The organism is Pelomonas margarita, from assembly GCF_043555875.1.
GTDB lineage: Bacteria > Pseudomonadota > Gammaproteobacteria > Burkholderiales > Burkholderiaceae_C > Pelomonas > Pelomonas margarita.
In genome coordinates this window covers 238029-263830 of sequence record NZ_JBIGHW010000005.1, presented here as the reverse complement: position 1 = coordinate 263830, position 25802 = coordinate 238029, and the positions used below count along the sequence as shown (strand labels likewise).

The following is a 25802-nucleotide window of genomic DNA, read 5'->3' as shown; positions in this document are numbered from 1 at the left end:
ATTGGAGACAAGCCTCATGAACCTGCGCCGCCACCTCGCGTGGGCGGGCGTCGCGATCCTGGGCGCTGCATCGCTTGCCACCGTGGCCTTGAGCCGTGGCGAGACGATCAGCGCGCTGTGGGTCGTGTCCGCCGCCCTGTGCGTCTACCTCATCGCCTACCGCTACTACAGCCTGTTCATCGCCGACAAGGTGCTGGGGCTGGACGCCAGGCGGCAGACCCCGGCCTGGAAGTACAACGACGGCCTGGACTACGTGCCCACCAACAAGCACGTGCTGTATGGCCACCACTTCGCGGCGATTGCCGGCGCCGGCCCGCTGGTGGGTCCGGTGCTCGCGGCGCAGATGGGCTATCTGCCTGGGCTGCTGTGGATCCTGGCCGGCGTGGTGTTCGCCGGCGCAGTGCAGGACTTCATCGTGCTGTTCATCTCCACGCGTCGTGACGGCCGGTCGCTGGGCGACCTCGTCAAGCAGGAGATGGGCACAGTGCCGGGCCTGATCGCGCTGTTCGGCGCGTTCATGATCATGATCATCATCCTCGCGGTGCTGGCGCTCATCGTCGTGAAGGCGCTGGCGGAGTCACCGTGGGGCGCATTCACCGTGGCGGCGACCATTCCGGTCGCGCTGTTCATGGGCGTGTACCTGCGCTTCATCCGCCCGGGCCGCATCGGCGAGGTGTCCGTCATCGGCTTCGCGCTGCTGATGGCCGCCATCTTCGGCGGCCAGTGGGTCAGCGAGCATCCGACGCTGTCGCACCTGTTCACCTTCACGCCGGTGCAGTTGGTGTGGGCGCTGATCGGCTACGGCTTCGTGGCCGCCTGCATCCCCGTGTGGCTGCTGCTGGCGCCGCGCGACTACCTCAGCACCTTCCTGAAGATCGGCACCATCGTCGCGCTAGCCATCGGCATCATCATCGTGGCGCCACCGCTGAAGATGCCCGCGCTGACGCAGTTCGCCGCCGGCAACGGCCCGGTGTGGGCCGGCAGCCTGTTCCCCTTCCTGTTCATCACCATTGCCTGCGGCGCGGTGTCGGGCTTCCATTCGCTGATCGCATCGGGCACCAGCCCCAAGTTGCTGGAGAACGAGACCCACGCCCGCTACATCGGCTACGGCGGCATGCTGGCCGAGAGCTTCGTCGCCGTGATGGCGCTGGTGGCCGCCTCTTGCATCGAGCCAGGCGTGTACTTCGCGATGAACAGCCCGGCTGCCGTGGTCGGCAAGGACGCGGCCACCGTCGCCCAGACGCTGTCGACCTGGGGCTTTGTCGTGACGCCCGAGATGCTGACGCAGGCCGCGGCCGATGTGGGCGAGAAGACCATCCTGGCCCGTGCCGGCGGTGCGCCGACGTTGGCCGTGGGCATGGCCGAGATCCTGCACCAGGTGGTGGGCGGCAAGGCCATGATGGCTTTCTGGTACCACTTCGCCATCCTGTTCGAGGCGCTGTTCATCCTGACCGCCGTGGACGCCGGCACGCGCGCCGGCCGCTTCATGCTGCAGGACCTGCTGGGCAGCTTCGTGCCCTCGCTCAAGCGCACCGAGAGCTGGGTGGCCAACCTGCTGGCCACCGGCCTGTGCGTGGCGGCCTGGGGCTACTTCCTGTACCAGGGTGTCGTCGACCCGCTGGGCGGCATTAACACGCTGTGGCCGCTGTTCGGCATCGCCAACCAGATGCTGGCTGCCGTGGCGCTGCTGCTGGGCACGGTCGTGCTGTTCAAGATGAAGAAGGACCGCTACGCCTGGGTCACGGCAGTGCCGGCCGCCTGGCTGCTGGTCTGCACGATGACCGCCGGCTGGCTGAAGATCTTCTCGGCCGACCCCAAGCTGGGATTCCTGGCCCATGCCGACAAGTACGCCGCCGCGATTGCCGAGGGCAAGGTGCTGGCACCGGCCAAGAGCCTGGACGCGATGTCGCGCGTGGTGTTCAACGACCGGCTGGACGCGGCGCTGTGCGCGTTGTTCATGGGCGTGGTGATCAGCGTGCTGATCTACAGCGTCAAGTCCATCCTGGCCGCGCGCCGCACCGGCAAGGTCACGGCGCAGGAAACGCCTTTCGTGGCGCTGCCGGCGGGCCAGGGTGCGTGAGCTGGGCCGCGAGCTGGCCCAGGCCGGTCGCTACCTCACGCAGAGCCTGCGGCTGATGGTGGGCGTGCCGGACTACGGCAGCTACCTGGCCCACCACCAGGCCACGCACCCGGAGCGTGAGCCCATGAGCTATGAGGAGTTCTTCAGGGAGAGGCAGGCCGCGCGCTACAGCGCGCGTGCCGGGAAGTGCTGCTGACCCCGCAGCGCGAACCACACGCCTCTTCCTGAAGACCACCCGCCGGCGCTGCCTGCAGTGCGGTTTCAGGGAGCCGCTGGCGAGAAATGCTTTCTGTCCTGGTCGGACGCTGAAGACGTGACCGTGAAGCGTGCCGTCTCCGGCCTGAGTTCAAGCCTGCAGCTCTGTGAACAGAACTCGCCGTTGTGGCGGCCGTGCAGTTCATGGTGAACCACGTTGCCGGCGCGGACGAAGACCAGCAGGAAGCTGCCCTCATCGACGCCCTGCGGGTAGGCGTTCGCGCAGGACGTGAACGACGCTGGCAGGGCGCTGCAGATGTCGTCCGTCGAGGTGTAGGGGCTGAACACCAACGCGCGATCCCACGCAAACGGTGTGAGTGCTGCGAGGTCAATAGTCTCGGCCTTGGCCGCTTCGGCGCCGATGCGCGCGGAAACCTGCGGGCTCGGTGAACAGGCAGCCAACGTGGCGGCGGTCATGAGACCCAGCAGCCCTCGAAGTGCGCGCATCGGGTGGTCCAGTGTTCGAGTCATGGCGTGCGGCAGTGTCTCTCCGTTGGCAGCGGTGTAGCGCGGCGGGGCGAGCGCATGCGTGGTTGGCGGTGCTCGCTCAGAGCGGCAGCAGCAGGCCTTCGTGCCGGGCCACGTGTTCCAGCGCCGCTTCCAGGCTGTTGCGGCAGGCCGCAGTGACGCGGACGAGGTGGCCGTGCAGTGCCGCATCGGCTGCGTTGCGGTGTTCGCAGTCGGCGCTGTAGGCCTCAAAGTGCGACAGCTGCACCAGCAGCTCGGCCAAGTGGCGAGGGCATTCGCAGGCGATGGTGGACGACAGGCTGGCGAAGTCGGCCAGCGCGGCGTCGCTCCAACGGCGCAGGGCCGGCGTCGGTAGCAGCCGCAGCGTGGGCGCGGCGCCTGCGTGAAGCACGCTCAGATCATGCAGCCATTGCGCCAGCACGCTGTCGGGCTGCGGTTCACGCAGCAGCCGCAGGCCGGCGTCCGCCAGCGCGTCGCTGACCGCATCGGCGGCGAAGCGGTACAGCACCCCCTTGGGCGTGGCGGCGAGCGCCGGCGCGGCGGCGTCAAAGGCGGTCAGCCAGTCCGGGTGCAACTGCGGCTGTTGCACGAGCACGGCATCCACCGGCGAATCGGCCAGCGCCGCCGCGGTTTGGGCTGCGTCCTCAAACGGGCCCAGCAGCACCAGCGCCGTGCCCAGCCGCTGCAGCAGCGCCGGGCGACGCAGCCGTTCGCCCAACGCGGTGCCGATGACGGCCAGGCGCAGCGGCGGCCGTGGCGCCAAAGCGGCCTTGCGGTCGCCGGCCGGCTGGGTGGCGGCCAGCGTGCTCGCATGCGTGGCCGCCACCTGCTGCAGTTGCGCCATGTCCAGCGCCGCGAGCTGGCCGATGGCGTGCCCCAGGTCATTGAGCTGCTTGATGAGGGTGAGCCGCCGCACATCGTCCGCCGAATACAGGCGCTGGCCGCTCGGCGAGGTGGCTGGCTGCGTCAGCGCGTAGCGGCGCTCCCAGTTGCGCAGCGTGGCCACCGGCACGCCCAGCATGCGGGCGACGGCACCGCTGCGGTGATGGCTGGCGGTGCGTGAGGACCGGGTCATGGGGCTCCTGAATGAATCGGATTTGAATCGGATTATGTGGATATTGTGGGCAATTTCGTTCGCTTGAATCTGAAATGAGTTCGAAATGCTTACGATGCCGCCATGTTGACGAGTTCGATCAGGCGCGTGGCCATCATTGGCGCCGGCATGGCCGGGGCGAGCTGCGCGCAGGCGCTTGCGCAGGCCGGGCTGGCGGTGCAGGTGTTCGACAAGGCCCGTGGGCCCGGCGGGCGGCTGGCCACACGGCGCATGGCCTGGATGGACGGCGCCGGCCAGCCCACCGAGACGCCACTGGATCACGGCACGCCCGGCCTCACCGTCCAGGGCGACGCGTTCGATGCGTTCATCGGCCACGGGCAACGGGCCGGCTGGCTTGCGCAGTGGCACCCGGTGTTGGCCGAGGGCAGCGGGCCGGCGTTGCAGGACGCGGTGTTCCACGTGCCAGTGCCCGACAACCCCGAGGTGTGCCGCCAACTGCTGAGCGGGGTGAGCACCACTTGGTCGTGCGCGATTGATCAGCTGCGCTGGACGCCCGCCGGCTGGCAGCTGGAGGCGGCTGGCGAGGCCCAGGGCGCGCCGGTTGATGCCGTGCTGCTGGCGCTGCCGCCGGCCCAGGCGGCGCCGCTGCTCGCCCCGCACCGCAACGACTGGGCGCGGCACGCCGCGCTCGCCCCCATGCAGCCCTGTTGGACGCTGATGGGCGTGGCCGCCGATCAGGGCGCGCCGGACTGGACGCTGTCTAGGCCCGCTGCCGGCCCGCTGGCCTGGGTGATGCGCAACGATGCGAGGCCCGGCCGGCAGCGTGTGCCGGGTCAGGCGCATTGGGTGGCCCATGCCCGTGCGAGCTGGAGCCGCCAGCATCTGGAGCAGTCGCCCGAGTGGGTCCAGCAGCAGCTGCAAGCTGCCATCGCCGAGCTGTTCGGCCACGCGGTGGCCTGGCAGCACGCTACCGTGCACCGCTGGCGCTACGCCACGCCACAGCCGCGCCTCACGGCACCGGGCGAGTCCTTCTGGTGGGATGGCGCGCTAGGCCTCGGCGTGTGCGGCGACTTTCTGGGGGGGGCGGGCGTGGAGGGCGCCTGGCTGTCGGCGCAGTCGCTGGTGGCCGCGGTGCGCGGCCGGGCGTTCGGTGCGGCGCAGGCCGCATGAGCCCGCGCGAACGCCAGGCCTTTCGCGGCAACAAGGCCGCTCTGCCCAGCAAGCCCTGCGTGGCCTGCGGGCTGTCCATGACATGGCGCCGCCGCTGGGCCAAGACCTGGTCCGAGGTGAAGTACTGCTCCGACGCCTGCCGCCGCCGCGGAGACGCGCGTGGCTGAGCTGCGCCATCTCGTCATCGTGCTGGGGGACCAGCTGGATCTGCACGCATCCGGCTTCGACGGCTTCGACGCCACGACCGATGCCGTCTGGATGGCCGAGGTGGCGGAAGAGTCCACCCACGTCTGGAGCAGCCAGCCGCGCACGGCGGTGTTCCTCGCCGCGATGCGCCATTTCGCGCTGGCGCTGCAGGCCGCGGGCCGGCCGTTGCACTACACGCGGCTGGAAGACGCGGGCAATGCGGGTTCGCTGGCCGGGCAATTGGCGGCCGACATCGCGCGGCTGCGGCCCGTCGGCCTCCTGATGACCGCGCCGGGAGACTGGCGCGTGCTGCAGGCCATCAAGGCGGTGGCCGCGTCAGCGGGCCTGCCGCTGGATATCCGCGAGGACCGGCATTTCTTCGTCACCGTGCGCGAGTTCGCCGCCCATGCCAAGGGCCGCAAGTCGCTGCGCATGGAGTACTTCTACCGCGAGCAGCGCCAGCGGCACGGCGTGCTGATGCAGGACGGCCAGCCCGAGGGCGGCCAGTGGAACTTCGACGCCGACAACCGGGAGGCCTTTGGCTCAGCTGGCCCGGGCCTGCTGCCGCCGCGCGCGAGTTTTGAGCCCGATGCCATCACGCGCGACGTCATCGCGCTGGTGCAGGCCCGTTTCGCTGACCACCCCGGCCGCCTGGACAGCTTCGCCTGGCCGGTCACGCGCGAGCAGGCGTTGCAGTCGCTGCAGGACTTCATCACGCACCGCCTGCCGCTGTTCGGCCGCTACCAGGACGCGATGTGGCCCGGCGACCCCTGGCTGTACCACTCGCACCTGTCCGCCGCGCTCAACCTCAAGCTGCTGAACCCGCGCGAGGTGGTGGCCGCCGCCGAGGCTGCCTGGCGCGCCGGCCACGTGCCGCTGGCCAGCGTGGAAGGCTTCATCCGCCAGATCCTGGGCTGGCGCGAGTACGTGCGCGGCATCTACTGGACGCGCATGCCGGCCTATGCCGACGGCAACGCGATGGACGCGCACGAGGATCTGCCCGCGTGGTACTGGACCGGCGCCACCGACATGGCCTGCCTGCGTGACGCACTGGCGCAGACGCTGGCGCACGGCTACGCCAACCACATCCAGCGCCTGATGGTGACCGGCCTGTTCGCGCTCATGCTCGGTGTCGAACCGCAGCAGGTGCATGCCTGGTATCTGGCTGTGTACGTCGACGCGGTCGAGTGGGTGGAGCTGCCCAATACGCTGGGCATGAGCCAGTACGCAGATGGCGGGCTGATGGGCAGCAAGCCGTATGTCGCCACCGGCAAGTACATCCAGCGCATGAGCCCGCATTGCCAGGGCTGCCGCTACGACCCCGCGCAGCGGGCCGGCGATCGCGCCTGTCCTTTCACGACGCTGTACTGGGACTTCCTGATGCGCCACGAGCAGGCACTGGCGCGCAACCCACGCATGGCGCTGCAAGTGAAGAACGTGGCCCGGCTCAGCGATGCGGACCGGCAGGCGGTGCTGGAGCGTGCCGGCGCCATCCGCCGCGGTGAGGTGGGCCATGGCTGACGCATTCGACCCCACGCTGGAGGCCGCGCGGGCGCGCATCGCCGCCGTGCGGCCGTCGGCCTATGCCCGCACACGTAACGCGCTGGACGGTGCGGTGACCGGCCTGTCGCCGTATCTCACCCATGGCCTGGTGACGCTGCCCGAGGTGCTGGCCGGCGTGGTGGCGCGTCACCCGATGGATGTGCAGCACAAGTTCGTCTACGAACTGGGCTGGCGCGCATACTTCCGCCATGTGTGGGCGCACCGGGGGGAGGGCATCCTGCAATCGCTGCACGACGGCCCGCTTCCCGACGAGGCCTATGCCCGCGCGTTGCCGGAGGACATCCGGCAGGGCTGCACCGGCGTGCCGGTGGTGGACGAGGCCGTGCGCACCCTCTACGCCACCGGCATGCTGCACAACCATGCGCGCATGTGGCTGGCCAGTTACCTGGTGCATGTGCGCCAGGTGCACTGGCGGGCCGGCGCCGACTGGCTCTACGCCCATCTGCTGGACGGTGACCTGGCCAGCAATCACCTCAGCTGGCAATGGGTGGCCGGCACGGGCAGCCACAAGCCCTATCTGTTCAATGCCGACAACGTGGCGCGGTTTGCGCCGTCCCAGTGGCACAGCCCGGGCAGCGTCATCGACACGTCCTATGAAGCGCTGGACCGCATGGCCCGTGAGCGCCGGCTGGCTGCCTCGCAGGGCCGCCCGGTGGCGAATGCCGTCGAACCCGGCCTGAGCCACGTGCCGCCTGCCGACCTGGGCGCCATCGCCCCCGACCCGGCCTGCGTGGCTGGCGCCGACGTGTGGCTGGTCCACCCTTGGTGCCTGGGCGATCTGCCGGCCGAATTGCCGGCCGGCACGCGCGTCATCGGTCTTTATGTGGCCGACTTCCACCGTTCTTGGCCGTGGAGCGAGCGCCGGTGGCGCTTCGTCGGCCAGCGGCTGTCTGCGCTGGCGCCCGAGGTCTGGCACGGCGACGCCGCGACCATCGCCGCGGCCCTGCAGGGCGCGGCCCGCGTGTGCTGCGTGGCCGAGCCGCACCTGGCGCCCTGGCTCACCCGCTGGGCCGACTGCCTGCCCGCGCCGGCGCTGTTCCCGCCGGTCGAGCGCCGCTGCGACTCCTTTTCGCAGTGGTGGACGCGCGCCACTCGCGGGCTGACGTCGGCGACGGACCTGCTAGCGGTCAACGAGGTGCCCGGCTGGTGAGGTACAAGCGCGGGCCATGCCGGTCCCGCACGACGACGCCCTGCCCGAAGGCTTTTTCCTCCTCCCCGGCCTGCTGACGCCCGAGCGGCGCCAGGCGCTGGTCGCCGAACTGGCCGCGCTGCCGCCCGGTGCGGCAGGGCAGCGTGAACTGCTGGATCAGCCCTGGTGCCAGGCGCTGGCGTGGTGGCTGAAGGCGTTGCCGCATTTGCAGCCGTTCCTGCCGACGGACGGCGTGGCCGTGCAGTGCACGCTGTTCGAGAAGTCACCTGACCGCAACTGGCTGGTGGCACTGCACCAGGACCTGGCCGTGCCGGTCGCCGAGCGCGTCGAGCACGCCGCGCTGAGCGGCTGGTCCGTCAAGGGCGGACGCCATTTCGTGCTGGCACCCGCCGCACTGCTGGCGCGGATGGTGGCACTGCGGCTGCACCTGGACGACGCGACCGAGGCCGATGGCGGCCTGCGCTTTGTGCCGGGTTCGCACCGGGCGGGCGTGCTCGACGACGCCGCCGTGGCGACCTGGCGCCAGCAGCGGGGCGAGGTGGCCGTCGATGCCCGGGCCGGTGACGCACTGCTGATGCGGCCGCTGGCGCTGCATGCGTCGTCCAAGGCGACCGCGCCGTCAGGGCGGCGGCGCGTGCTGCATGTGCTGTTCGGGCCGCGCGAGCTGCTACTGGGGCTGCGCTGGCATCAGGCCGTCTGACGCGTCACAGCGTTGTGCTGCGCTTCCTCGCCATGGGCGGGTTCTTCGCAAAGTACTTCGCGATGCCGGACGCCAGCGCGTCGACCAACTGATCCTGGTAGTTGGGATCGCGCAGCTTCTTCTCCTCCTCGGGGTTGGAGATGAAGGCCGTCTCGACCAGGATGCTGGGGATGTCTGGCGCCTTCAGCACGGCGAAGCCCGCTTGCTCGACGCGCGGCTTGTGTAGGCGGCCGATCTTGCCGATCTGGCCCAGCACCTCGCCGCCGAGCTTGAGACTGTCCTTGATCTGCGCCGTGGTGCTCATGTCCAGCAGCGCGCGCAGCACCTGGGCGTCCTTGGTGGCTGCGCCGACGTTGACGCCGCCCACCAGGTCCGCCGCGTTCTCCTTGTTGGCCATCCAGCGCGCGGCGGCGCTGGTGGCGGCACCGTCAGACAGCACGAACACCGACGCGCCGCGGGCCTGCGGCGTAAAGAAAGCGTCCGCATGGATGGACACGAACAGGTCGGCCTGCACGCGCCGCGCCTTGCGCACGCGCTCCTGCAGCGGCACGAAGAAGTCGGCGTCGCGCGTCATCAGCACGCGGATGTTGGGGTTGGCCTGCAGCCGTTCGCGCAGCTTCAGGCCCACGGCCAGCACCACGTCCTTCTCGCGCAGGCCGGTCGGGCCGATGGCGCCGGGATCCTCGCCGCCGTGGCCGGGGTCCAGCGCGATGACGATGAGGCTGTCCATGGACGCGGGTGTGCCGGGCTTGGACTCCGGCGCGGGACGAGGCGCCGTGGCGACGGCAGGCGCGCTGGCGGGCGTGGGCGGCTTCGTGGCGGCCGTCGGTGGCAGCGCCGGCGGGGCAGGGCGCTCGATCTTCTGGATCAGCTCGCCCAGCGCATCATTGACGGCGCTGGCCGCGTCCTCGGCGCGGCGGGCCGCGGTGGCGGCTGGCGGCTGCGCTTGCGCGAGCGCGGCCAGCGGGTCGACCTCGGTGCTGGGGTGCAGATCCAGCACGAGGCGGTGCTTGTAGGCTGCCACCGGTGCCAGCGTGAAGACCTGCGGCGCCGCCGGCTGCTTGAGGTCCAGCACGATGCGCACGACAGTGGGCGTGTTCTGGCCCACGCGCACGCCGGCGATGTAGGGGTCGTCAGCCTTGACCTTGCCAATGAGCTCACGCAGCCCCGGGCTCAGCGTCAGGCCGTCGACATCGATGACGAGGCGGTGCGGCGAGTCGACGAGGAAATGCTTGGCCGCGAGCGGCCGGTCGGACTCCAGCGTGACGCGGGTGTAGTCTGCCGCCGGCCACACGCGCACGGCCAGGATGCGGGCCTCGCTGCTGGCGGCCAGCGTGTGCGGCGCCTGCAGCAGCAGGGCCAGCAGGCCCAGGGATTCGCGGCGCGTCAGTGCCGCCCGGTCGCCCGAAGGCACTGACAGCCCCCCGGGGAGGCAGTGAGCCGCAGGCGAGCGTGGGGGCCTGCGGGTCATGACAACGCCTCCACCAGCTTGGCGGCGCCGACGGCCCGCACGCGGCGGCTGTCGTCGGGCAGCAGCTCGATGAAGAGCTGCAGATCCGGCGGCGGCAGCTGCCCGGCGGCCTTCTCGGGCCATTCGCACACCTTCAGGCCGGGCGCGGCGAAGACGTCGCGAAAGCCGGCGTCCTCCCACTCGCGCGGGTCGCCGAAGCGGTAGAAGTCGAAGTGGCTGGCCACGCCGCCGCCCGGCAGCTCGTAGCTTTCCATGACGGCGTAGCTGGGGCTCTTGATGCGCCCCGTGATGCCTAGCGCCCGCAGCAACAGGCGCGTGAAGGTCGTCTTGCCGGCACCCAGCGGGCCATGCAGCTCGATCACGGCGTCAGGGGTCGGGAGCAGTGCCGCCGCCAGTTGCTCGGCGGTGGCCTGGGCTGCGGCCTCGTCGGGCCACAGGAGATCGCTTTCTAGAATCGCAGGCAAATGCAAGAGGTCCCGTCCACTGTCGATGCTGCCGCGCTGTTCAACCGTTTGCGCGGCTGGGCGCGTGAGCTGGGATTCTCACAGATCGCCGTGGCCGATGTGGACCTCGCCAGTGCCGAACCGGGCCTGCAGGCCTGGCTGGACGCGGGCCACCACGGCCGCATGCACTACATGGCCGCTCACGGCATGAAACGGGCTCGACCGGCCGAGCTGGTGCCGGGCACGCTGCGCGTCATCACCGCCCGCATGGACTACCTGCCGCCCGCCACCGAGCCCGGCTGGCAGGCCGTCGAATGGGCCGGCCTGGCCAGGCCGGCGCAGGCGCAGATCTCGGTCTATGCGCGGGGACGGGACTACCACAAGGTGCTGCGCAACCGGCTGCAGAAGCTGGCCGAGAAGCTGGCAGCCGAGGTCGGCCCGCTGGGCTACCGCGTGTTCACCGATTCGGCGCCGGTACTGGAGGTGGAGCTGGCTACGCGCTCCGGCCTGGGCTGGCGTGGCAAGCACACCTTGACGCTGCACCGCGAGGCCGGCTCGATGTTCTTCCTCGGCGAGATCTTCATCGACCTCGCGCTGCCCGTGACCGAGGCCACCAGCGCCCATTGCGGCGAGTGCCGCGCCTGCCTGGACGTCTGCCCTACAGCGGCCATCGTCGCGCCCTACCGCGTGGACGCGCGGCGCTGCATCTCCTATCTCACCATCGAGCACGACGGGCCGATTCCCGAGGACTTGCGGCCACTGCTGGGCAACCGGGTCTACGGCTGTGACGACTGCCAGCTGGCCTGCCCCTGGAACAAATTTGCCAAGCCGGCGATGCTGGCCGACTTTGATGTGCGCCCGGGTATGGCGGGCACGTCCATCGCGGCGCTGCTGGGCTGGAGCGAGGCCGAGTTCCTGCGCCGCACCGAGGGCTCGGCCATCCGGCGCATCGGCTTTGTGCGCTGGCGCCGCAACCTGGCCGTGGCGGCCGGCAATGCGCTGAGCCAGCAGGATGACGCCGAACTGCGCGCCGCGCTGCAGCGGGCGCTGGAGGGCGCCGATGCGCTGGTGGCGGAGCACATCGGCTGGGCCTTGTCGGCGATGGCACCGGGCGCCGCGTTATCGTCACCGTCCATGTCTTGCCAGGGAGCTTCCGCATGAGTTTTTCCGTCCGCCTGCGCGCGGCCGCCGTCGCGCTGGCTGCTGCTGCCGTGCTGCCTGCGCAAGCCGTGCGCTACGAAGGCCAGGACTTCGCCGACACGTTGCCGCTTGGCGGCAGCACGCTGGTGCTCAACGGCGTGGGAAAGCGCCAGGTGGCCATCTATCCGATGTACCTGGCGGCGCTGTACCTGCCTGCCAAGGCCGGCACGCCGCAGGCCATCTATGGTCTGGCGGGCCCAAAGCGGCTGGAATTGCGCATCGTGATCCCGCTGGTCAAGGATGTCTCTACGCAGGAGTTCGTCAAGGCCATCAACAAGGGTGTGAACCGCAACAGCACCGAGGCCGAGAAGGCCGCCGTGGCCGAGCGCGTGGCGCAGTTCAATGCGGCCATCGCCGAGGTGGGTCGCGTGAAGAAGGGCGACCTGCTGGTCATCGACTACCTGCCGGCCCAGGGCGGCACGGTACTGACGGTGAACGGCAAGACCTGGGGCAACCCTATCCCGGGCCAGGACTTCTACAGCGCCTTCCTCAAAGTGTTTTTGGGCGATCGCAACAGCGATGCCCACCTGCGCGCCGGACTGCTGGGCCAGCCGGGCTAGCATCGACGCATCCCATACCGAGGAGACTTCCGCATGCAACGCCGCTCCCTTCTGCAGGCCGCCACGCTGGCTGGCCTGAGCCCCCTGTCGCAGCTGGCCCTTGCCCAGGCCTACCCGGCCAAGTCGGTGCGCCTTATCGTGCCCTTCGCGCCGGGCGGCACGACGGACATCATTGCCCGCATCCTGTCCGAGCGCATGCCGACGCTGCTGGGCCAGACCATGGTGGTGGACAACAAGGCCGGCGGCGGCGGCACCATCGGCGCCAATGAGATCGCGCGAGCGGCGGCGGACGGCTACACGCTAGGTGTGGCCACCGTGTCGACGACAGCGGCCAACCCGGCCATCAACCCCAAGATCGCCTACAACCCGCTGACGGACTTCACGCCCATCATCAACGTCGCGGCCACGCCCAACGTCATCGCGGTGCACCCCAGCTTCCCTGCTCGTGACTACAAGGGCTTCCTGGCCGAGCTCAAGAAGAACCCCGGCAAGTACAGCTTCGCGACCTCGGGCACCGGCGGCATCGGCCACCTGCAGATGGAGTTGTACAAGACGCTGGCCGGGGTGTTCGTGCTGCACATCCCCTACCGCGGCGCCGGCCCGGCGCTGAACGACACCGTGGCCGGCCAGGTGCCGATGATCTTCGACAACCTGCCGTCGGCGCTGCCCTTCATCAAGGACGGCCGGCTGGTGCCCATCGTCGTCGCCGCGCCCAACCGGGTGGCCTCGCTGCCCCAGGTGCCGACGTTCAAGGAGGTCGGCCTGGAGGCTGTCAATCGCATGGCCTTCTACGGCATCCATGGCCCCAAGGGCCTGCCCAAGGAGGTGGTGGAGCGCATCAGCGCGGCGGTGAAGAAGGCCGTCGAGATCCCCGAGGTGAAGAAGCGCATCGAGGACACGGGCTCGCTGATCGTGGCCAACTCGCCCGCCGAGTTCGCTGCGCAGATCGCGGCCGAGCTGGAGGTCTACAGGAAGGTCGTGGCGCAGCAGAAGCTGAAGCTTGACTGACCCAGGCATCGAGTCCTTCATCGAGGCGCTCTGGCTGGAAGATGGCCTGAGCGCCAACACGCAGGCGGCCTACCGGCGCGACCTGGCCGCGCTTGCCGCGTGGCTGCGGCCAGCGTCGCTGGACGCCTGCACCGAAGCGCAGCTGTTCGCCTATGCGGTGGAGAGGCCGGCGCTCAAGACCACCACGGCCAACCGGCGCCTGTCGGTGTTCAAGCGCTACTTCCGCTGGGCGCTGCGCGAGGGCCGAATCACGGCCGACCCGACGCTCAAGCTCGAGGCGGCCAAGGCGCCGCTGCGGGTGCCCAAGTTGCTCAGCGAGGCGCAGGTCGGTGCGCTGCTGGCCGCGCCCGATGTGGACACGGCGCTGGGCCTGCGGGACCGCGCCATGCTGGAGTTGATGTATGCCAGCGGGCTGCGTGTCAGCGAACTGGTGACGCTGAAGAGTGCGCATGTGGCGTTCAAGGACGCCGTGCTGCACATCACTGGCAAGGGCAGCAAGGCGCGGCTGGTGCCGTTCGGCGAGCATGCGCGCGACTGGATGGCGCGCTATGTGCGCGAGGCCCGCGCCGAGATCCTGGCCGGGCAGAGCAGCGACGACCTCTTCGTCACCGCACGCGGCGCGGGCATGACGCGGCAGATGTTCTGGATGCTGATCAAGCGCTACGCCGTGCTCGCGCATATCACGGCGCCGCTGTCGCCGCACACCTTGCGGCACGCGTTCGCGACGCACCTGCTCAACCACGGCGCCGACCTGCGGGCCGTGCAGCTGCTGCTGGGGCATGCCGACCTGTCGACGACGCAGATCTACACCCATGTGGCGCGCGAGCGCCTCAAACTGTTGCACGCGGCGCACCATCCCCGGGGCTAAGCCCGCTGCACCAGTGTTTTCCCGCGGGCGCACCATCCCGCGCCTGCTGTCGGCGTGCCACAACACCGCGTCACCCGGCCGGTGCGGTGAAGCGCAAACTCCGCGGCCATCACCTGTTCGCCCGGAGCTCCTCGCATGCATGCCATCCGCCTGTTGCCCACCGCGCTCGCAGCGCTGACCCTGCTGGGCAGCTCCGCCGTCCTGGCCCAGGAGGCCAGCAGTCTGGAGCGCGTCACCGTTGTGGGGTCACGCAAGACCCTGCCGGCCACGTCCGCCACCGAGACGCTGGTGCCGGTGGACATCTACGCCATGGGCAAGGTGGCCGAGGGCGGCGGGCAGTTCGACCTGGCGCAGAGCCTTCAGTACCTGTCGCCGTCCTTCAACTCGACGCGCCAGACCGGTGCGGACGGCGCCGACCTGATCGACTCCGCCGCGTTGCGCGGCCTGGGGTCGGATCAGACGCTGGTGCTGGTCAACGGCAAGCGCCGCCACACGGTGGCGCTCGTCAACCTTTTCGGCGCGCGCAACCGTGGCTCGACGGGCACGGACATGAATTCGCTGCCGCTGCTGGCCATCGACAACGTGCAGGTGTTGCGCGACGGTGCGGCCGCGCAGTACGGCTCGGACGCCATCGCGGGTGTCATCAACATCCAGCTGAAGAAGCGCGCCGGCTGTGAAGGAGTGGCGGGCTACGGGCAGTACTCGGCCGGCGACGGCAAGAACTACCTGACCTCGGCCTACTGCGGCGTGAAGCTGGGCGGCGGCACGCTGGCCGTCACCGGGGAATGGCAGGACCGTGGCCGCTCCAATCGCGCCGATCCGGGGGATCTGCGCACCATCGGCGACACGGCCGTCAAAAACAAGACGGTCTACCTGAACGGCGAGTTCCCCATCACGGGCGACAACAAGCTGTACCTCGTGGCCGGCGCGCAGGACCGCGACGCGTCGTCCGCCGCTTGGGCGCGGGGCGGCGTGGGCAGTGACGACATCCCCAGCCGCAACTCCGCGGCGATGTATCCGGGCGGCTTCGTGCCCTTCATCAACGGCGACGTGCGCGACCGCTACGTCATCGTGGGCTGGAAGTCCTCTGTCGCGGGCTGGGACACCGACCTGTCGCAGACCTACGGCAGCAACAAGATGCGCTATGTGATTAGCAACACGCTGAACGCCTCCATCGCGAACAAGGACCTGCTCGCGGGTGGCAAGGGCATCAGCCCCGGCAGTTTCGACGCGGGCAGCTTCGGCTTCAGCCAGGCGACGACCAATGTCGACGTGAGCCGCTACTTCCCCGAGCTGCTGGGTGGCAGCAACATCGCCTTTGGCGCCGAGTACCGCAAGGAGAAATACGACATCGCCGCCGGCGAGCCCGGCTCCTACATCGACGCCGACGGCGTGGGGCAGGGCGGCAACGCCGGCAGCCAGGGCTTCCCGGGCTTCCAGCCGGCGGACGCCACCCGGCGCAGCCGCGACAGCCAGGCGCTGTACCTGGACTGGGAGGCCAGCCCGACGTCAGCGTTGACCGTCAGCGCTGCCGTGCGCGGCGAGCGCTACAGCGACTTCGGTTCTACGACGACAGCCAAGCTGGCTGTCAGCTACAAGCTCGGCAAGGCTGTGCTGCTGCGCGGCGCGGCCAGCACGGGCTTCCGCGCGCCCAGCTTGCAGCAGCTGTATTTCTCGTCCACCTTCACCGATTTCATCAACCAGCAGCCGCTGGATGTGGTGCTGGCGCCCAATGGCAGCGCCATCACCAATGCGGCCGGCGTGCCGGCGCTGAAGCAGGAGAAGTCGAAGAACTTCACTGCCGGCTTCACTTTCAAACCCGGTGCGGACACGGCCTTTACGGCTGACCTCTACCAGATCAACATCCGGGACCGCATCGTGCTATCGGGCCGCTTCGACGACAGCAACTACCCCGCGCTGGGCGTCATCCTGCAAGGCCTGGGTGTGGGGCAGGCGCAGTTCTTCGTCAACTCCGTCAACACGCGCACCCGCGGGCTGGACCTGACGGCCTCGCAGCGCACCCGGCTCGGGGCTGGGCGGCTCAGCACCTTCCTGGCGCTGAACGTCACGCGCACGACGGTCTCGGCCATGCATGCGCCGGCGTCGCTGAAGGGCTTCGAAGACGTGCTGCTGTCCACGCGCGAGCGCCTGTTCATCGAGGAGGCCGGCCCGCGCACCAAGGCCACGCTGGGCTTCGAGTACAGCCAGGGTGCATGGACGGGCGAGGCGCGGCTCATCCACTTCGGCAAGCAGACGCAGGGCGCGTTCACGGAGGGGCTCTATCTGCACTACAAGCCCAAGACGTCGATGGACCTGGGCCTGACCTGGCAGGCAAGCCCGGCGCTGAAGTTCAGCGTGGGCGGCAACAATGTGTTCAATGTGAAGCCGACGCGCCAGGACCCGTACGAGACCGACAACGGTTTCTACTACGACAGCGTGCAGTTCGGCCTGAACGGCGCCTCGTACTACGCGCGGGCCCACTACCGGTTCTGACGAGCTCAGGGACAATCCGGGCGGATGGACCACAGTTTCCTCTCCGCCCTGATCCTGTTGCTGCTGGTGCTGGATCCGCTGGGCAGTCTCCCCATCTTCATTCCCATCATGCGCGGCGTGCCCAAGGAGCGGCGCACGCGGGTGGCGGTGCGCGAGGTGGGCATTGCCTTCAGCGTGCTGTTCGCCTTCATGTTCCTCGGTGAAGGCTTTCTGCGGGTGATGCACCTGTCGGAGCGCTCGCTGGAAGTGGCGGGCGGCGTGATTCTGATGATCATCGCAATCCGCATGATCTTCGGCGGCTCGCCGGAGTCGGCCTACGGGCTGGAGTCGGGCAAGGAGCCGCTGATCTTCCCGCTGGCCGTGCCGTTGCTGGCTGGGCCCTCGGCGATGGCGACCGTGCTGCTGCTGGCCTCGCGCCAGCCGGACCGCATCTACGAGTGGATCGGTGCGCTGGCGGCGGCGATGCTGGTGTGCGGTATCGTGCTGGTGATGGCGGATCGCATCCGCAAGCTGCTGGGCGACTCCGTCGTGTCTGCGCTGGAAAAACTGATGGGCCTGGTGCTGACGGCCATCGCTGTGGAAATGGTGCTCGCTGGCCTGAAGCGCTACTTCATCGGCGGGCTATGAAAATGGGGTCGGAGTCGATTTGAAAAAAATCAACTCCGACCCCATTTTGTGAAGCCCGCGCGGGCTTACTTGTTCTTCTTGGCTTCCTTGCCCTTGGGGATGACGCTGGTCATCGGGGCGACAGGGCGGTCGGAACTCGCTGCCTTGCCCTGAGGCGCGTCCTTCTTGGGTTTCTTCGTCATCTTGTTGCTGCGTTGTTCGGTGTTGGCCATACGTCCTCCGGGCAAAGAGTGAATGCAGGAAATCCGGACTATGCCTCAGCGGCGTAGCGCACCCGCGCGTCACCGTGCAGCCATTGCTCTGCCGTGATGTCGTAGCGCGCGCAATCCATGTCGTACCAGCGGCCCAGGCCGGTGAAGCTCATGCCCAGGCGTTGCATGACGGCGGCGGAGTCGTGGTTCTCGGGCTGGCAGACCGCGCAGACGCGTTCCGGCTGCAGGGTTGCAAACGCCCAGCCCACCATGTGGCGGGCGGCCTCGCTGGCATAGCCCTGGCCCCAGGCGTCCTGGCGCAGCCGCCAGCCGGTCTCCAGCGGGCCGTCAGGGTCGCGGTTCAGATGCTGGATGCAGCCGCTGCCGAGCAGCTGGCCACTGTCCCGCGACACGAACGCCCACCAGGAGTACCCGAACTCCGCCCACCGCACCTTCACGCGCTCGATCATCAGCCGTGTGTCATCCGGCGTGTCCGGCCTGCCGGTGATGAAGCGCATCACCACCGGGTCACGGTTGAGGGCATGCAGGCCGTCGAAGTGATGGTCGTCCAGCGGCTCCAGCCGCAGCCTGGGGGTGAGCAACAGAGTCATTGCGCGATTCTGGCGCTGCGGTCTCACGATTCGAAAGTTCCTTCCCATATCGTGAAAACAAGGCTTGCTGCGCTGCCGCATAATTTCTCATTATGGGTAATGTTGTTTTGTGATTTGAAAAGTGAAACGTAAGTTGTTGTTTTGTATGGGATAAGAATTTTGTCTTGTAGAAGACTTGGGGCTATGCAGCTGTAGGGGCGAGGACTAGGCTTGAGCCATCGGTTTTTGATGTTTAGCAAGGAGCCCTCCATGACCCGCCTCACCCGTGAACAACAGATCGCCGCCCTCGAAAAAGACTGGGCCGAGAACCCCCGCTGGAAGGGCATCACCCGCGGCTACACCGCCGCCGACGTCGTGCGCCTGCGCGGCTCCGTCGAGATCGAGCACACGCTGGCCAAGCGTGGCGCCGAGAAGCTCTGGGGCCTCGTCAATACTGAGCCCTTCGTCAACGCGCTGGGCGCGCTGACCGGCAACCAGGCCATGCAGCAGGTCAAGGCCGGCCTGAAGGCCATCTACCTGTCGGGCTGGCAGGTGGCCGGTGACGCCAACAGCAATGGCGAGATGTACCCCGACCAGTCGCTGTACTCGGTGGACTCGGTGCCCAAGGTCGTCAAGAAGATCAACGCCACGTTCAAGCGCGCCGACGAGATCCAGTGGAGCGAAGGCAAGGACGACATCGACTTCTTCGCCCCCATCGTGGCCGACGCGGAAGCCGGCTTCGGCGGCGTGCTGAACGCCTTCGAGCTGATGAAGGCCATGATCGAAGCTGGCGCCTCCGGCGTGCACTTCGAAGACCAGCTGGCCAGCGCCAAGAAGTGCGGCCACATGGGCGGCAAGGTGCTGGTGCCGACGCGTGAAGCGGTTGCCAAGCTCGTCGCGGCGCGTCTCGCGGCCGACACCATGGGCGTGCCCACGCTGCTGGTGGCCCGCACCGACGCTGAAGCCGGCGACCTCGTTACCGCCGACATCGACGACAACGACAAGCCCTTCTGCACCGGCGAGCGCACCGTCGAAGGCTTCTACCGCACCCGCAACGGTCTGGACCAGGCCATCAGCCGCGGCCTGGCCTACGCGCCCTACGCCGACCTGATCTGGTGCGAGACCGGCAAGCCCGACCTGGCCTTCGCTAAGGCCTTCGCGGACGCCATCCATGCCAAGTTCCCCGGCAAGCTGCTGGCCTACAACTGCTCGCCGTCGTTCAACTGGAAGAAGAACCTGGACGACGCCACCATCGCCAAGTTCCAGCGCGAGCTGGGCGCGATGGGCTACAAGTTCCAGTTCATCACGCTGGCCGGCTTCCACAGCCTGAACTACTCGATGTTCGAGCTGGCCCACGGCTATGCGCGTCAACAGATGAGCGCCTTCGTCCAGTTGCAGGAGAAGGAGTTCGCCGCCGCCGAGAAGGGCTTCACCGCCGTCAAGCACCAGCGCGAGGTCGGCACGGGCTACTTCGACGCCGTCACCACCACCATCGAAGCCCAGGCCTCTACCGCGGCGCTGAAGGGCTCGACCGAAGACGAACAGTTCTTCGACGCCAAACACGGTTGAGCACACCGAGACCGTTAATCAGATCAGGGAAAGTCAACTCCCCGAGCTTTGGGCCCGCAGATGCGGGCCTTTTTTTATCTGTGTGCCCCGTGCGGCCGTGTCAGCGGCCGGCGACCTGGAAGGTGCCCACGGCGCTGTTCAGCGTCATGGCCTGCTCGCGCAGGCTCTCGGCCGCCGCGGTGGACTCTTCCACCAGGGCGGCGTTCTGCTGCGTGACCTGGTCCAGCTGGCCGATGGCGATGTTGACCTGCGCGATGCCGTCAGACTGCTCGGCCGTGGCGGTCGTGATCTCACCCATGATGTCCTTGACGCGCTGCACGGCGCCGACGAGCTCGTCCATGGTCTTGCCCGCCTCGGCCACCAGCCGCGAGCCGGCTTCCACGCGCTCCACGCTGCTGCCGATCAGGCTCTTGATCTCCTTGGCGGCATCGGCCGAGCGGCCGGCCAGTGAGCGCACCTCGCCCGCGACCACCGCGAAGCCGCGGCCCTGCTCGCCGGCGCGCGCGGCTTCCACCGCCGCGTTCAGCGCCAAGATGTTGGTCTGGAACGCAATGCCGTCGATGACGCCGATGATGTCGGCGATCTTGCGCGAGCTGCCGTTGATCTCGTCCATGGTGTGCACCACCTGGGCCACCACCTCGCCGCCGCGCTGCGCGACGTTGGCGGCCGACTGCGCCAGCTGATTGGCCTGGCCGGCCGACGCGGCGGATTGCTGTACGGTGCCCGTCAGCTGTTCCATCGCGCTGGCGGTCTCCTCCAGGCTGGACGCTGCCTTCTCCGTCCGGGCGCTGAGGTCCTGGTTGCCGCTGGCGATCTCAGCGGACGCATTGCCGATGGACTCGGCCGTGTCGCGGATGCCGGTGATGGTGGACGACAGCGAATCGCGCATGCGGCGCAGCGTCATCTGCAGCTGGCCGATCTCGTCGGAGCCGGCCTTCATGCCCTTGCCCGAGCGCGTCAGGTCGCCGTTGGCGACGCGCTCGGCCAGCTCGTTGGCGGCCGCCAGCGGCAGGGTGATGCTGCGCGTGATGACCCACGCTGCCACGACGCCCAGCGCCAGCATGGCCAGGCCGAGCGCGATCAGCAGCACGCGGCTGTTGCCATTGGCATCGTTGATGCCGGCGGCGGTCTGGTCGATGCTCTCGCGCTGATGGTCCAGGAACTCCTGCATGCGTTGCAGGTAGACCTTGGAGCCCGGCACGAACACCTCGGTCAGCAGCTTGTCGGCGCCCTCGGCGTCGCCGTCCTTCTTCAGCTGGGTGATCTTGTCGCGTGAGGCCAGGTAGACCTTGCGTGCCTCGCCCACGGCGTCGAACAGCTGCTGCTCGTCGGGCGAGCGCACGAGGGCCTTGAGCTTTTCCTGCATCTCGCCGGAGGCCTTGGTGGACTGCGCCGCCTCGTCCTTGAACAGTTCCACCAGCGACGCGTCGGAGCTCTTGGCGATGGCCATCGTGCGGCGCACACCAGCGTTGATGTTGCGACTCCAGTCCGAGATGAGCCGTTCCTTGGCGAGCGGCTCGGCCATCATTTGCTGCGTGGCCGCGGCCGTGGACGCCAGCCGCCATGACGCCACCGCGATCACGCAGGCAGCGAGTGCCAGCACCAGTGCAAAGCCCGCCGCCAACCGCTGGCCGATGGATAGCTTGATCATGAAATGTGCCCCTTGTCTTCTTGTCTTCAAGCCCCCGGTACCTCGTGCACGCGGAGCAACGGAGCATGCTAGGGCCGCAGCCGCCCAGTCGTCAGCGCCAAAGCGGGACTTCGATCACGCTTGCCGCGATGAAAACGATGTCGTGGCGGGGCGCTACGCCAGCAAGTAGCGGCGCCACATCTCGTTAGAGAAGCGGCCCTGCGGGTCGACCTCAGCCTTCAGCCGGCGCAGGCCGGCGGCCTCCGGGTAGGCCGCATCTGCCAGCGCCAGCGGGCGCGCCAGCAGCTCGCGCCGGTGCCACGCCATCAGCGCGAGGCGGCGAGCAGTGCGCGGTAGTCGTCGGCGCTGGCGAGGCGTGGGTTGGTCTTGTGGCAGTGGTCCAGCAGTGCGCGGTCGATGATGGCGTCGTCCAGCGCGGGCGCCACGCCCATGGCGTCCAGGCCGACGGGCAGGCCCAGCCGAGCGTTCAGCGCGGTGATGGCGTTGGCCACGGCGTCGGCACTGCCGACCGCCAGGCCCATGGCCTGCGCCAGCCGGGCGATGCGGCCCTCGCGCTGCACGCTGGCGGCCTCGGCGTTGAAGCGGATGACGGCCGGCAGGAACACCGCGTTCAGCGTGCCATGGTGCAGCCGTGGCGCCAGGCCACCCAACGCGTGGCTCAGCGAATGCACGGCGCCCAGGCCCTTCTGGAAGGCCAGCGCGCCGTGCACGCTGGCGCACATCATGTCCAGCCGCGCGTCGCGGTCCTGGCCGTCCCGCGTGGCGCGTTCGATGCTCTGCCAGCCACGCCGCAGCCCCTCCAGCGCGATGCCGTCGGCCGGCGGGTTGAGGGCCGGCGCGAGGAAGGTCTCGATGCAGTGTGCGATGGCGTCCATGCCGGTGGCAGCCGTCAAATGCGGCGGCAGCGCCAGCGTCAGTTCGGGGTCGCAGATGGCGGCCTTGGGGCACAGCTCCCAGTTGTGGAAACCCAGCTTGCGGCCGTCGTCGACGATGAGGATGGCGCCGCGCGCCACCTCGCTGCCGGTGCCGGCCGTCGTCGGCACGGCGATGACGGGTAGCACCTTGGACGTGATGTCGACGGCGCCGCCCTCGATAGTGGCCCAGCGCTTGAGCGGCCCCTCGTGGGTGGCGGCGAGGGCCACGCCCTTGGCGAGGTCGATGCTGGAGCCGCCGCCGACGGCGATCAGGCCGTCGCAGCCCATCTCGCGCAACTGCTCAACAGCCAGGCGCACGGCGGCCTCGGTGGGGTTGGGTGGCGTGCGGTCGAACACCGCGGGCGGTGTGGCGAAGGCGGCCAGCGCCTGGTCCAGCACGCCAGCAGCGCGCACGCCCGCGTCGGTCACCACCAACGGCCGGCGCATGCCGACGCGCTCGCATTCCGCGGGCAGCAGCCGGCTGGCGCCGAACTCGAGTTCGATGCGGGTCAGGTAGAGGATCTGGGCCATGCGTGGTCTCCGCCGTGTCGGGGCGATGGTATTGCGGCAGCCCCGGCCCGCGCGTCGTGCGGGCGACTCGCTTGGCAACGCCGCTGGCCGGACAATCCGGCCTCAATGACCCATCCGCTGTCTCCCCGCATGGCCGAGCTGCTGGCACGCATCCAGCGTGCCAAGCGCCCGGCCTTTCACACCCTCACGCCGCGAGAGGCGCGCATCGCCTATCGCATGGGTGCCGAGATCCTGGACCTGCCGCGTGCGCCGCTGCCTCGCGTGCAGGACCTGACTGCCGCCGGCCTGCCGGCGCGGCTGTACGCGCCGAGCGATGCGCGGCTGCCGGTGCTGCTCTATCTGCACGGCGGCGGCTTCACCATCGGCGACCTGGAGACCCACGACAGCCTGTGCCGACAGCTCAGTCTGCGCAGTGGCGCGGCCGTGCTGTCGCTGGACTACCGGCTGGCGCCCGAGCACCGATTCCCGGCGGCGGTGGAGGACAGCTGGGCCGCGCTGGCCTGGCTGCACGAGCACGCCGATGCGCTGGGGCTGGACGGCAGCCGGTTGGCTGTGGGTGGCGACAGCGCTGGCGGCACGTTGGCGGCGGGCTGTGCCTTTTTCGCCCGCGATCGCGGCCTGCCGCTGAAGGGGCAGCTGCTCATCACGCCTGGCACCGACGCCCATGCGAGCCACGACTCCCATCGCCGTTTCGCCGAAGGCTTTCTGCTGGACGCCAAGGGCATCGAGTGGTTCTTCGGCCACTACATTGACCCCGGCCAGCGCACTGACTGGCGCTTTGCGCCGCTGCTGGCCGAGGACCACGCCGGCCTGGCTCCGGCCGCCGTGCTGCTGGCCGAGGCCGACCCGTTGGTGGACGAGGGTCTGGCCTATGCCGACACGCTGCGCGCGGCCGGCGTGCCGGTGCAGCTGGAGCTGGCGCGTGGCGTCACGCACGACTTCATCAAAATGGGCCGCAGCTTGCCCGAGGCGCTTGCCGCGCTTGACTTCTGCGCGGCCGCCATTGCCGACCATCTCAGGGAGACGACATGAAGAAGACCGAGTTCCGTCACCACGAACCCCTACGCGTGCGCTGGGCCGAGATCGATGCCCAGGGCATCGTTTTCAACGGCCATTACCTTACCTACCTGGACACCGCCGTCAGCGGCTACTGGCGCGCGCTGGCCATGCCCTATGCCGAGACCATGAAGGGCCTGGGCGGCGACCTCTACGTGCGTCGCGCCACTCTGGACTACCGTGGCTCGGCCCGCTACGACGACCGGCTGGACATCGGCATCCGCGTCCGCGAGTTCGGCAACAGCTCCATGAAGGTGGACGGCGCCGTCTTCCACGGCGAGCACATGCTGGTGCAGGCGGAGATGGTCTACGTGTTCGCCGACCCGGCCACACAGTCGCCGCTGCCGGTGCCTGACGCGCTGCGCGGCCTGATCCACGACTTCGAGGCCGGTCGCCCCGTGGTGGACGTGAGCCTGGGCAGCTGGGCCGAGCATGGCGCAGCAGCCACGGCCATCCGCCGCGAGGTGTTCGTTCAGGAGCAGCACATCCCGGCCGACCTGGAATGGGACAGCGCCGATGCCACTTGCCTGCATGCGCTGGCACGCAACCGCTTCGGCCTGCCGCTGGCCACCGGCCGCTTGCTGGAGCACGTGCCGGGTGTGGCCAAGATCGGCCGCATGGCCGTGCGGCGCTCCATGCGCGGCGCGCAGATCGGCCGCCTGGTGCTGGATGCGCTGATGGCTGAGGCCAGGCAGCAGGGCTACCGCGAAGTGCTGCTGCACGCGCAGTTGTCGGCCGAGAACTTTTACCTGCGCGCCGGCTTCCAGCGCCGGGGCGATCCGTTCGAGGAGGCCGGCATCGGCCACGTCGAGATGGTGCGGGCGCTCTAACCGAGCATCTCGAAGCGTTCGACCCGGCGTTCGCCGTCGATCCACGACGCCATTGCGGCCGCCACCTGCGGCTCGCGGTGCGTCCAGCCCTCGGGATAGATCTCCATCCAGGTCCAGCGGCCTTCGGCGTCGGGCTCGGGGCGCTGCAGCAGCTCGATGGGCGCCTCGACGCGCGCCTTGCGGAAGGCGACAAGGGCCGTGTCGGTGTTGTCGGCCGCGACCTTGTAGTAGACGTAGAGCTGCATCAATCTTGCGGCGGGATGTCGTAGGGCAGGGTGCGGGGCGTGAGCACCGCGCCGCTGGCTTGTCCCAGGTGCAGGCTGCCGTCTTCCAGCGTGGCGAGCTTGATTTCGGCGGCGATGACGGTGCGGCCGTCGCGCGATCCGCAGCCGGCCACGACACCGGCCGGCTGCTCGGGGTCGGCGCTGTGGAAGATCTCCTGGCCCACGTTGGCGGCGGCATCGGTCTCGAACACCTGCAGCCGGCGCTTCAGCGTTCCGCGGTACTGGCTGCGCGCCACGATCTCCTGGCCGGGGTAGCAGCCCTTCTTGAAGCTCACGCCGCCCAGCACCTCGAAGTTGATCATCTGCGGCACGAAGGCCTCGACGGTGGCGCCGCGCACCCAAGCCATGCCGGCCTCGGCCTCGGCACCCGCCCAGGCGTCGGGGGTGATGTCGGCGCCGGCCGGCGCGGGCGCGGCCAGCGGCTGCACGCGCAGCGCTCGGGTGGTGCCGGGCAGCGCGATCTGCACGGCATCGCCGTCGCGCGCCAGCGTCCAGGCCTCGGCGGCGGGCGTGCCCAGCAGTCCGTAGACGGCGAACTCCGCACTCGCATCGCTGAGCTTGCACTTGGCGCGCAGCACGAACATGGACAGCCGCTTTAGCGTGGCGGCCAGCGTCTCGGCCGGTAGCGCGAGCAGGATCTCGTCATCCGCCTGCTTCCAGCCGACCAGCGTGGCCAGCAACCGGCCCTTGGCCGTGCAGAAGCCGGCCAGGCGCGCGTGGTCGCGGCCTAGCAGCGCGAAGTCCTGGGTCAGCTGGCTGTGCAGGAAGCTGGCGGCGTCGGCGCCGGCGGCGCGGATCACGCCCCAGTCATGGAGGCGGAGTTGGGAGGCGTGGGAGGCTTCAGGCATGGGCGCAATTATCATCAGCGCCCTTTTCACCGGGCCGTCTCT

At 69.2% G+C, this 25802-nt stretch carries 26 protein-coding genes; 16 read left to right on the top strand and 10 right to left on the bottom strand.

The genetic code is table 11. The features are described from left to right. Positions 1 to 16: 16 nt before the first annotated feature. Both ACG0Z3_RS12000 and ACG0Z3_RS11995 read left to right on the top strand, forming a co-directional pair. Complete coding sequence (locus tag ACG0Z3_RS12000) at positions 17 to 2080, top strand: carbon starvation CstA family protein (RefSeq protein ID WP_394397720.1); 2064 nt, start codon at positions 17 to 19, stop codon at positions 2078 to 2080. Continuing rightward, positions 2073 to 2276, top strand: a complete 204-nt coding sequence (locus ACG0Z3_RS11995) for a YbdD/YjiX family protein (RefSeq protein WP_394397719.1) — start codon at positions 2073 to 2075, stop codon at positions 2274 to 2276. Before ACG0Z3_RS12000 ends, ACG0Z3_RS11995 begins: the two co-directional genes overlap by 8 nt. Positions 2277 to 2341: 65 nt before the next feature. On the opposite strand, the gene ACG0Z3_RS11990 is transcribed toward ACG0Z3_RS11995, so the two are convergent. Together ACG0Z3_RS11990 and ACG0Z3_RS11985 are read right to left on the bottom strand one after the other, a co-directional pair. Then, positions 2342 to 2752: a hypothetical protein gene (locus ACG0Z3_RS11990; RefSeq protein WP_394397718.1), complete on the bottom strand. Its 411-nt coding sequence runs from the start codon at positions 2750 to 2752 to the stop codon at positions 2342 to 2344. 130 nt (positions 2753 to 2882) lie between these two features. Then, the gene (locus ACG0Z3_RS11985; RefSeq protein ID WP_394397717.1) at positions 2883 to 3878 is read right to left on the bottom strand and encodes a MerR family transcriptional regulator; all 996 of its coding nucleotides are present in this window, start codon (positions 3876 to 3878) and stop codon (positions 2883 to 2885) included. A 102-nt stretch (positions 3879 to 3980) separates the two neighbouring features. Here ACG0Z3_RS11985 and ACG0Z3_RS11980 point away from each other — a divergent pair, with 102 nt between their 5' ends. From ACG0Z3_RS11980 to ACG0Z3_RS11960, 5 genes are read left to right on the top strand one after another with little or no spacing between them, the layout of a single operon-like run. Continuing rightward, complete coding sequence (locus tag ACG0Z3_RS11980; protein WP_394397716.1) at positions 3981 to 5027, top strand: NAD(P)/FAD-dependent oxidoreductase; 1047 nt, start codon at positions 3981 to 3983, stop codon at positions 5025 to 5027. After that, positions 5024 to 5194 (top strand): DUF2256 domain-containing protein, encoded by a 171-nt coding sequence (locus ACG0Z3_RS11975; protein ID WP_394397715.1) that lies wholly within the window; start codon positions 5024 to 5026, stop codon positions 5192 to 5194. Before ACG0Z3_RS11980 ends, ACG0Z3_RS11975 begins: the two co-directional genes overlap by 4 nt. Then, positions 5187 to 6734 (top strand): cryptochrome/photolyase family protein, encoded by a 1548-nt coding sequence (locus tag ACG0Z3_RS11970; protein WP_394397714.1) that lies wholly within the window; start codon positions 5187 to 5189, stop codon positions 6732 to 6734. Before ACG0Z3_RS11975 ends, ACG0Z3_RS11970 begins: the two co-directional genes overlap by 8 nt. Beyond that, positions 6727 to 7926, top strand: coding sequence for an FAD-binding domain-containing protein (locus ACG0Z3_RS11965; RefSeq protein WP_394397713.1), 1200 nt, complete (start codon positions 6727 to 6729; stop codon positions 7924 to 7926). The genes ACG0Z3_RS11970 and ACG0Z3_RS11965 overlap by 8 nt, the downstream gene beginning before the upstream one ends. A gap of 16 nt (positions 7927 to 7942) precedes the next feature. After that, entirely contained in the window at positions 7943 to 8626 is a 684-nt protein-coding gene (locus ACG0Z3_RS11960; RefSeq protein ID WP_394397712.1) for a phytanoyl-CoA dioxygenase family protein, read from the top strand. A 4-nt stretch (positions 8627 to 8630) separates the two neighbouring features. Here the strand turns inward: ACG0Z3_RS11960 and ACG0Z3_RS11955 are convergent, their stop codons facing one another. Together ACG0Z3_RS11955 and tsaE are read right to left on the bottom strand one after the other, a co-directional pair. Beyond that, on the bottom strand, positions 8631 to 10097 hold the full coding sequence (locus ACG0Z3_RS11955) for an N-acetylmuramoyl-L-alanine amidase (RefSeq protein ID WP_394397711.1): 1467 nt from the start codon (positions 10095 to 10097) through the stop codon (positions 8631 to 8633). Then, positions 10094 to 10567 carry a tRNA (adenosine(37)-N6)-threonylcarbamoyltransferase complex ATPase subunit type 1 TsaE gene (tsaE, locus tag ACG0Z3_RS11950; protein WP_394397710.1) on the bottom strand — a complete coding sequence of 158 codons (474 nt, stop codon included), beginning with the start codon at positions 10565 to 10567 and terminating at the stop codon, positions 10094 to 10096. The genes ACG0Z3_RS11955 and tsaE overlap by 4 nt, the downstream gene beginning before the upstream one ends. On the opposite strand from tsaE, the gene queG reads away from it, so the two are divergent. The 6 genes from queG (at position 10562) to ACG0Z3_RS11920 (ending at position 17296) form a co-directional block, all read left to right on the top strand. Next, the gene (gene queG / locus ACG0Z3_RS11945) at positions 10562 to 11701 is read left to right on the top strand and encodes a tRNA epoxyqueuosine(34) reductase QueG (RefSeq protein ID WP_394397709.1); all 1140 of its coding nucleotides are present in this window, start codon (positions 10562 to 10564) and stop codon (positions 11699 to 11701) included. The two genes, tsaE and queG, sit on opposite strands and share 6 nt — an antisense overlap. After that, positions 11698 to 12300, top strand: coding sequence for a chalcone isomerase family protein (locus tag ACG0Z3_RS11940; protein WP_394397708.1), 603 nt, complete (start codon positions 11698 to 11700; stop codon positions 12298 to 12300). The genes queG and ACG0Z3_RS11940 overlap by 4 nt, the downstream gene beginning before the upstream one ends. Before the next feature lie 33 nt (positions 12301 to 12333). Next, complete coding sequence (locus ACG0Z3_RS11935; protein WP_394397707.1) at positions 12334 to 13308, top strand: tripartite tricarboxylate transporter substrate binding protein BugE; 975 nt, start codon at positions 12334 to 12336, stop codon at positions 13306 to 13308. Continuing rightward, positions 13301 to 14176 (top strand): site-specific tyrosine recombinase XerD, encoded by an 876-nt coding sequence (gene xerD, locus ACG0Z3_RS11930; protein WP_394397706.1) that lies wholly within the window; start codon positions 13301 to 13303, stop codon positions 14174 to 14176. The genes ACG0Z3_RS11935 and xerD overlap by 8 nt, the downstream gene beginning before the upstream one ends. 135 nt (positions 14177 to 14311) lie before the next feature. Then, positions 14312 to 16669: a TonB-dependent receptor plug domain-containing protein gene (locus ACG0Z3_RS11925; protein ID WP_394397705.1), complete on the top strand. Its 2358-nt coding sequence runs from the start codon at positions 14312 to 14314 to the stop codon at positions 16667 to 16669. Between the two features lie 24 nt (positions 16670 to 16693). After that, complete coding sequence (locus ACG0Z3_RS11920; RefSeq protein ID WP_394397704.1) at positions 16694 to 17296, top strand: MarC family protein; 603 nt, start codon at positions 16694 to 16696, stop codon at positions 17294 to 17296. A 250-nt stretch (positions 17297 to 17546) separates the two neighbouring features. Here the strand turns inward: ACG0Z3_RS11920 and ACG0Z3_RS11915 are convergent, their stop codons facing one another. Next, positions 17547 to 18098: a GNAT family N-acetyltransferase gene (locus ACG0Z3_RS11915; RefSeq protein ID WP_394397703.1), complete on the bottom strand. Its 552-nt coding sequence runs from the start codon at positions 18096 to 18098 to the stop codon at positions 17547 to 17549. Positions 18099 to 18347: 249 nt separating this feature from the next. Between ACG0Z3_RS11915 and aceA the strand changes: the two genes are divergently transcribed. Continuing rightward, positions 18348 to 19646, top strand: a complete 1299-nt coding sequence (gene aceA, locus ACG0Z3_RS11910; RefSeq protein ID WP_394397702.1) for an isocitrate lyase — start codon at positions 18348 to 18350, stop codon at positions 19644 to 19646. Between the two features lie 100 nt (positions 19647 to 19746). On the opposite strand, the gene ACG0Z3_RS11905 is transcribed toward aceA, so the two are convergent. The 3 genes from ACG0Z3_RS11905 to ACG0Z3_RS11895 form a co-directional block, all read right to left on the bottom strand. Continuing rightward, positions 19747 to 21297: a methyl-accepting chemotaxis protein gene (locus ACG0Z3_RS11905; protein ID WP_394397701.1), complete on the bottom strand. Its 1551-nt coding sequence runs from the start codon at positions 21295 to 21297 to the stop codon at positions 19747 to 19749. Positions 21298 to 21450: 153 nt separating this feature from the next. Next, positions 21451 to 21603, bottom strand: a complete 153-nt coding sequence (locus tag ACG0Z3_RS11900) for a hypothetical protein (protein ID WP_394397700.1) — start codon at positions 21601 to 21603, stop codon at positions 21451 to 21453. After that, a complete protein-coding gene (locus ACG0Z3_RS11895) occupies positions 21603 to 22742 on the bottom strand; it encodes an iron-containing alcohol dehydrogenase (protein WP_394397699.1) in 1140 nt (379 codons plus the stop codon). The genes ACG0Z3_RS11900 and ACG0Z3_RS11895 overlap by 1 nt, the downstream gene beginning before the upstream one ends. Before the next feature lie 105 nt (positions 22743 to 22847). On the opposite strand from ACG0Z3_RS11895, the gene ACG0Z3_RS11890 reads away from it, so the two are divergent. Both ACG0Z3_RS11890 and ACG0Z3_RS11885 read left to right on the top strand, forming a co-directional pair. Then, on the top strand, positions 22848 to 23774 hold the full coding sequence (locus ACG0Z3_RS11890) for an alpha/beta hydrolase (protein ID WP_394397698.1): 927 nt from the start codon (positions 22848 to 22850) through the stop codon (positions 23772 to 23774). Next, complete coding sequence (locus ACG0Z3_RS11885) at positions 23771 to 24628, top strand: YbgC/FadM family acyl-CoA thioesterase (protein WP_394397697.1); 858 nt, start codon at positions 23771 to 23773, stop codon at positions 24626 to 24628. Before ACG0Z3_RS11890 ends, ACG0Z3_RS11885 begins: the two co-directional genes overlap by 4 nt. Here ACG0Z3_RS11885 and ACG0Z3_RS11880 read toward each other — a convergent pair. Then, a complete protein-coding gene (locus ACG0Z3_RS11880; RefSeq protein WP_394397696.1) occupies positions 24625 to 24873 on the bottom strand; it encodes a DUF4936 family protein in 249 nt (82 codons plus the stop codon). The two genes, ACG0Z3_RS11885 and ACG0Z3_RS11880, sit on opposite strands and share 4 nt — an antisense overlap. Beyond that, positions 24873 to 25760 (bottom strand): CAF17-like 4Fe-4S cluster assembly/insertion protein YgfZ, encoded by an 888-nt coding sequence (gene ygfZ / locus ACG0Z3_RS11875; protein ID WP_394397695.1) that lies wholly within the window; start codon positions 25758 to 25760, stop codon positions 24873 to 24875. Before ygfZ ends, ACG0Z3_RS11880 begins: the two co-directional genes overlap by 1 nt. Between the last annotated feature and the right edge of the window lie 42 nt (positions 25761 to 25802).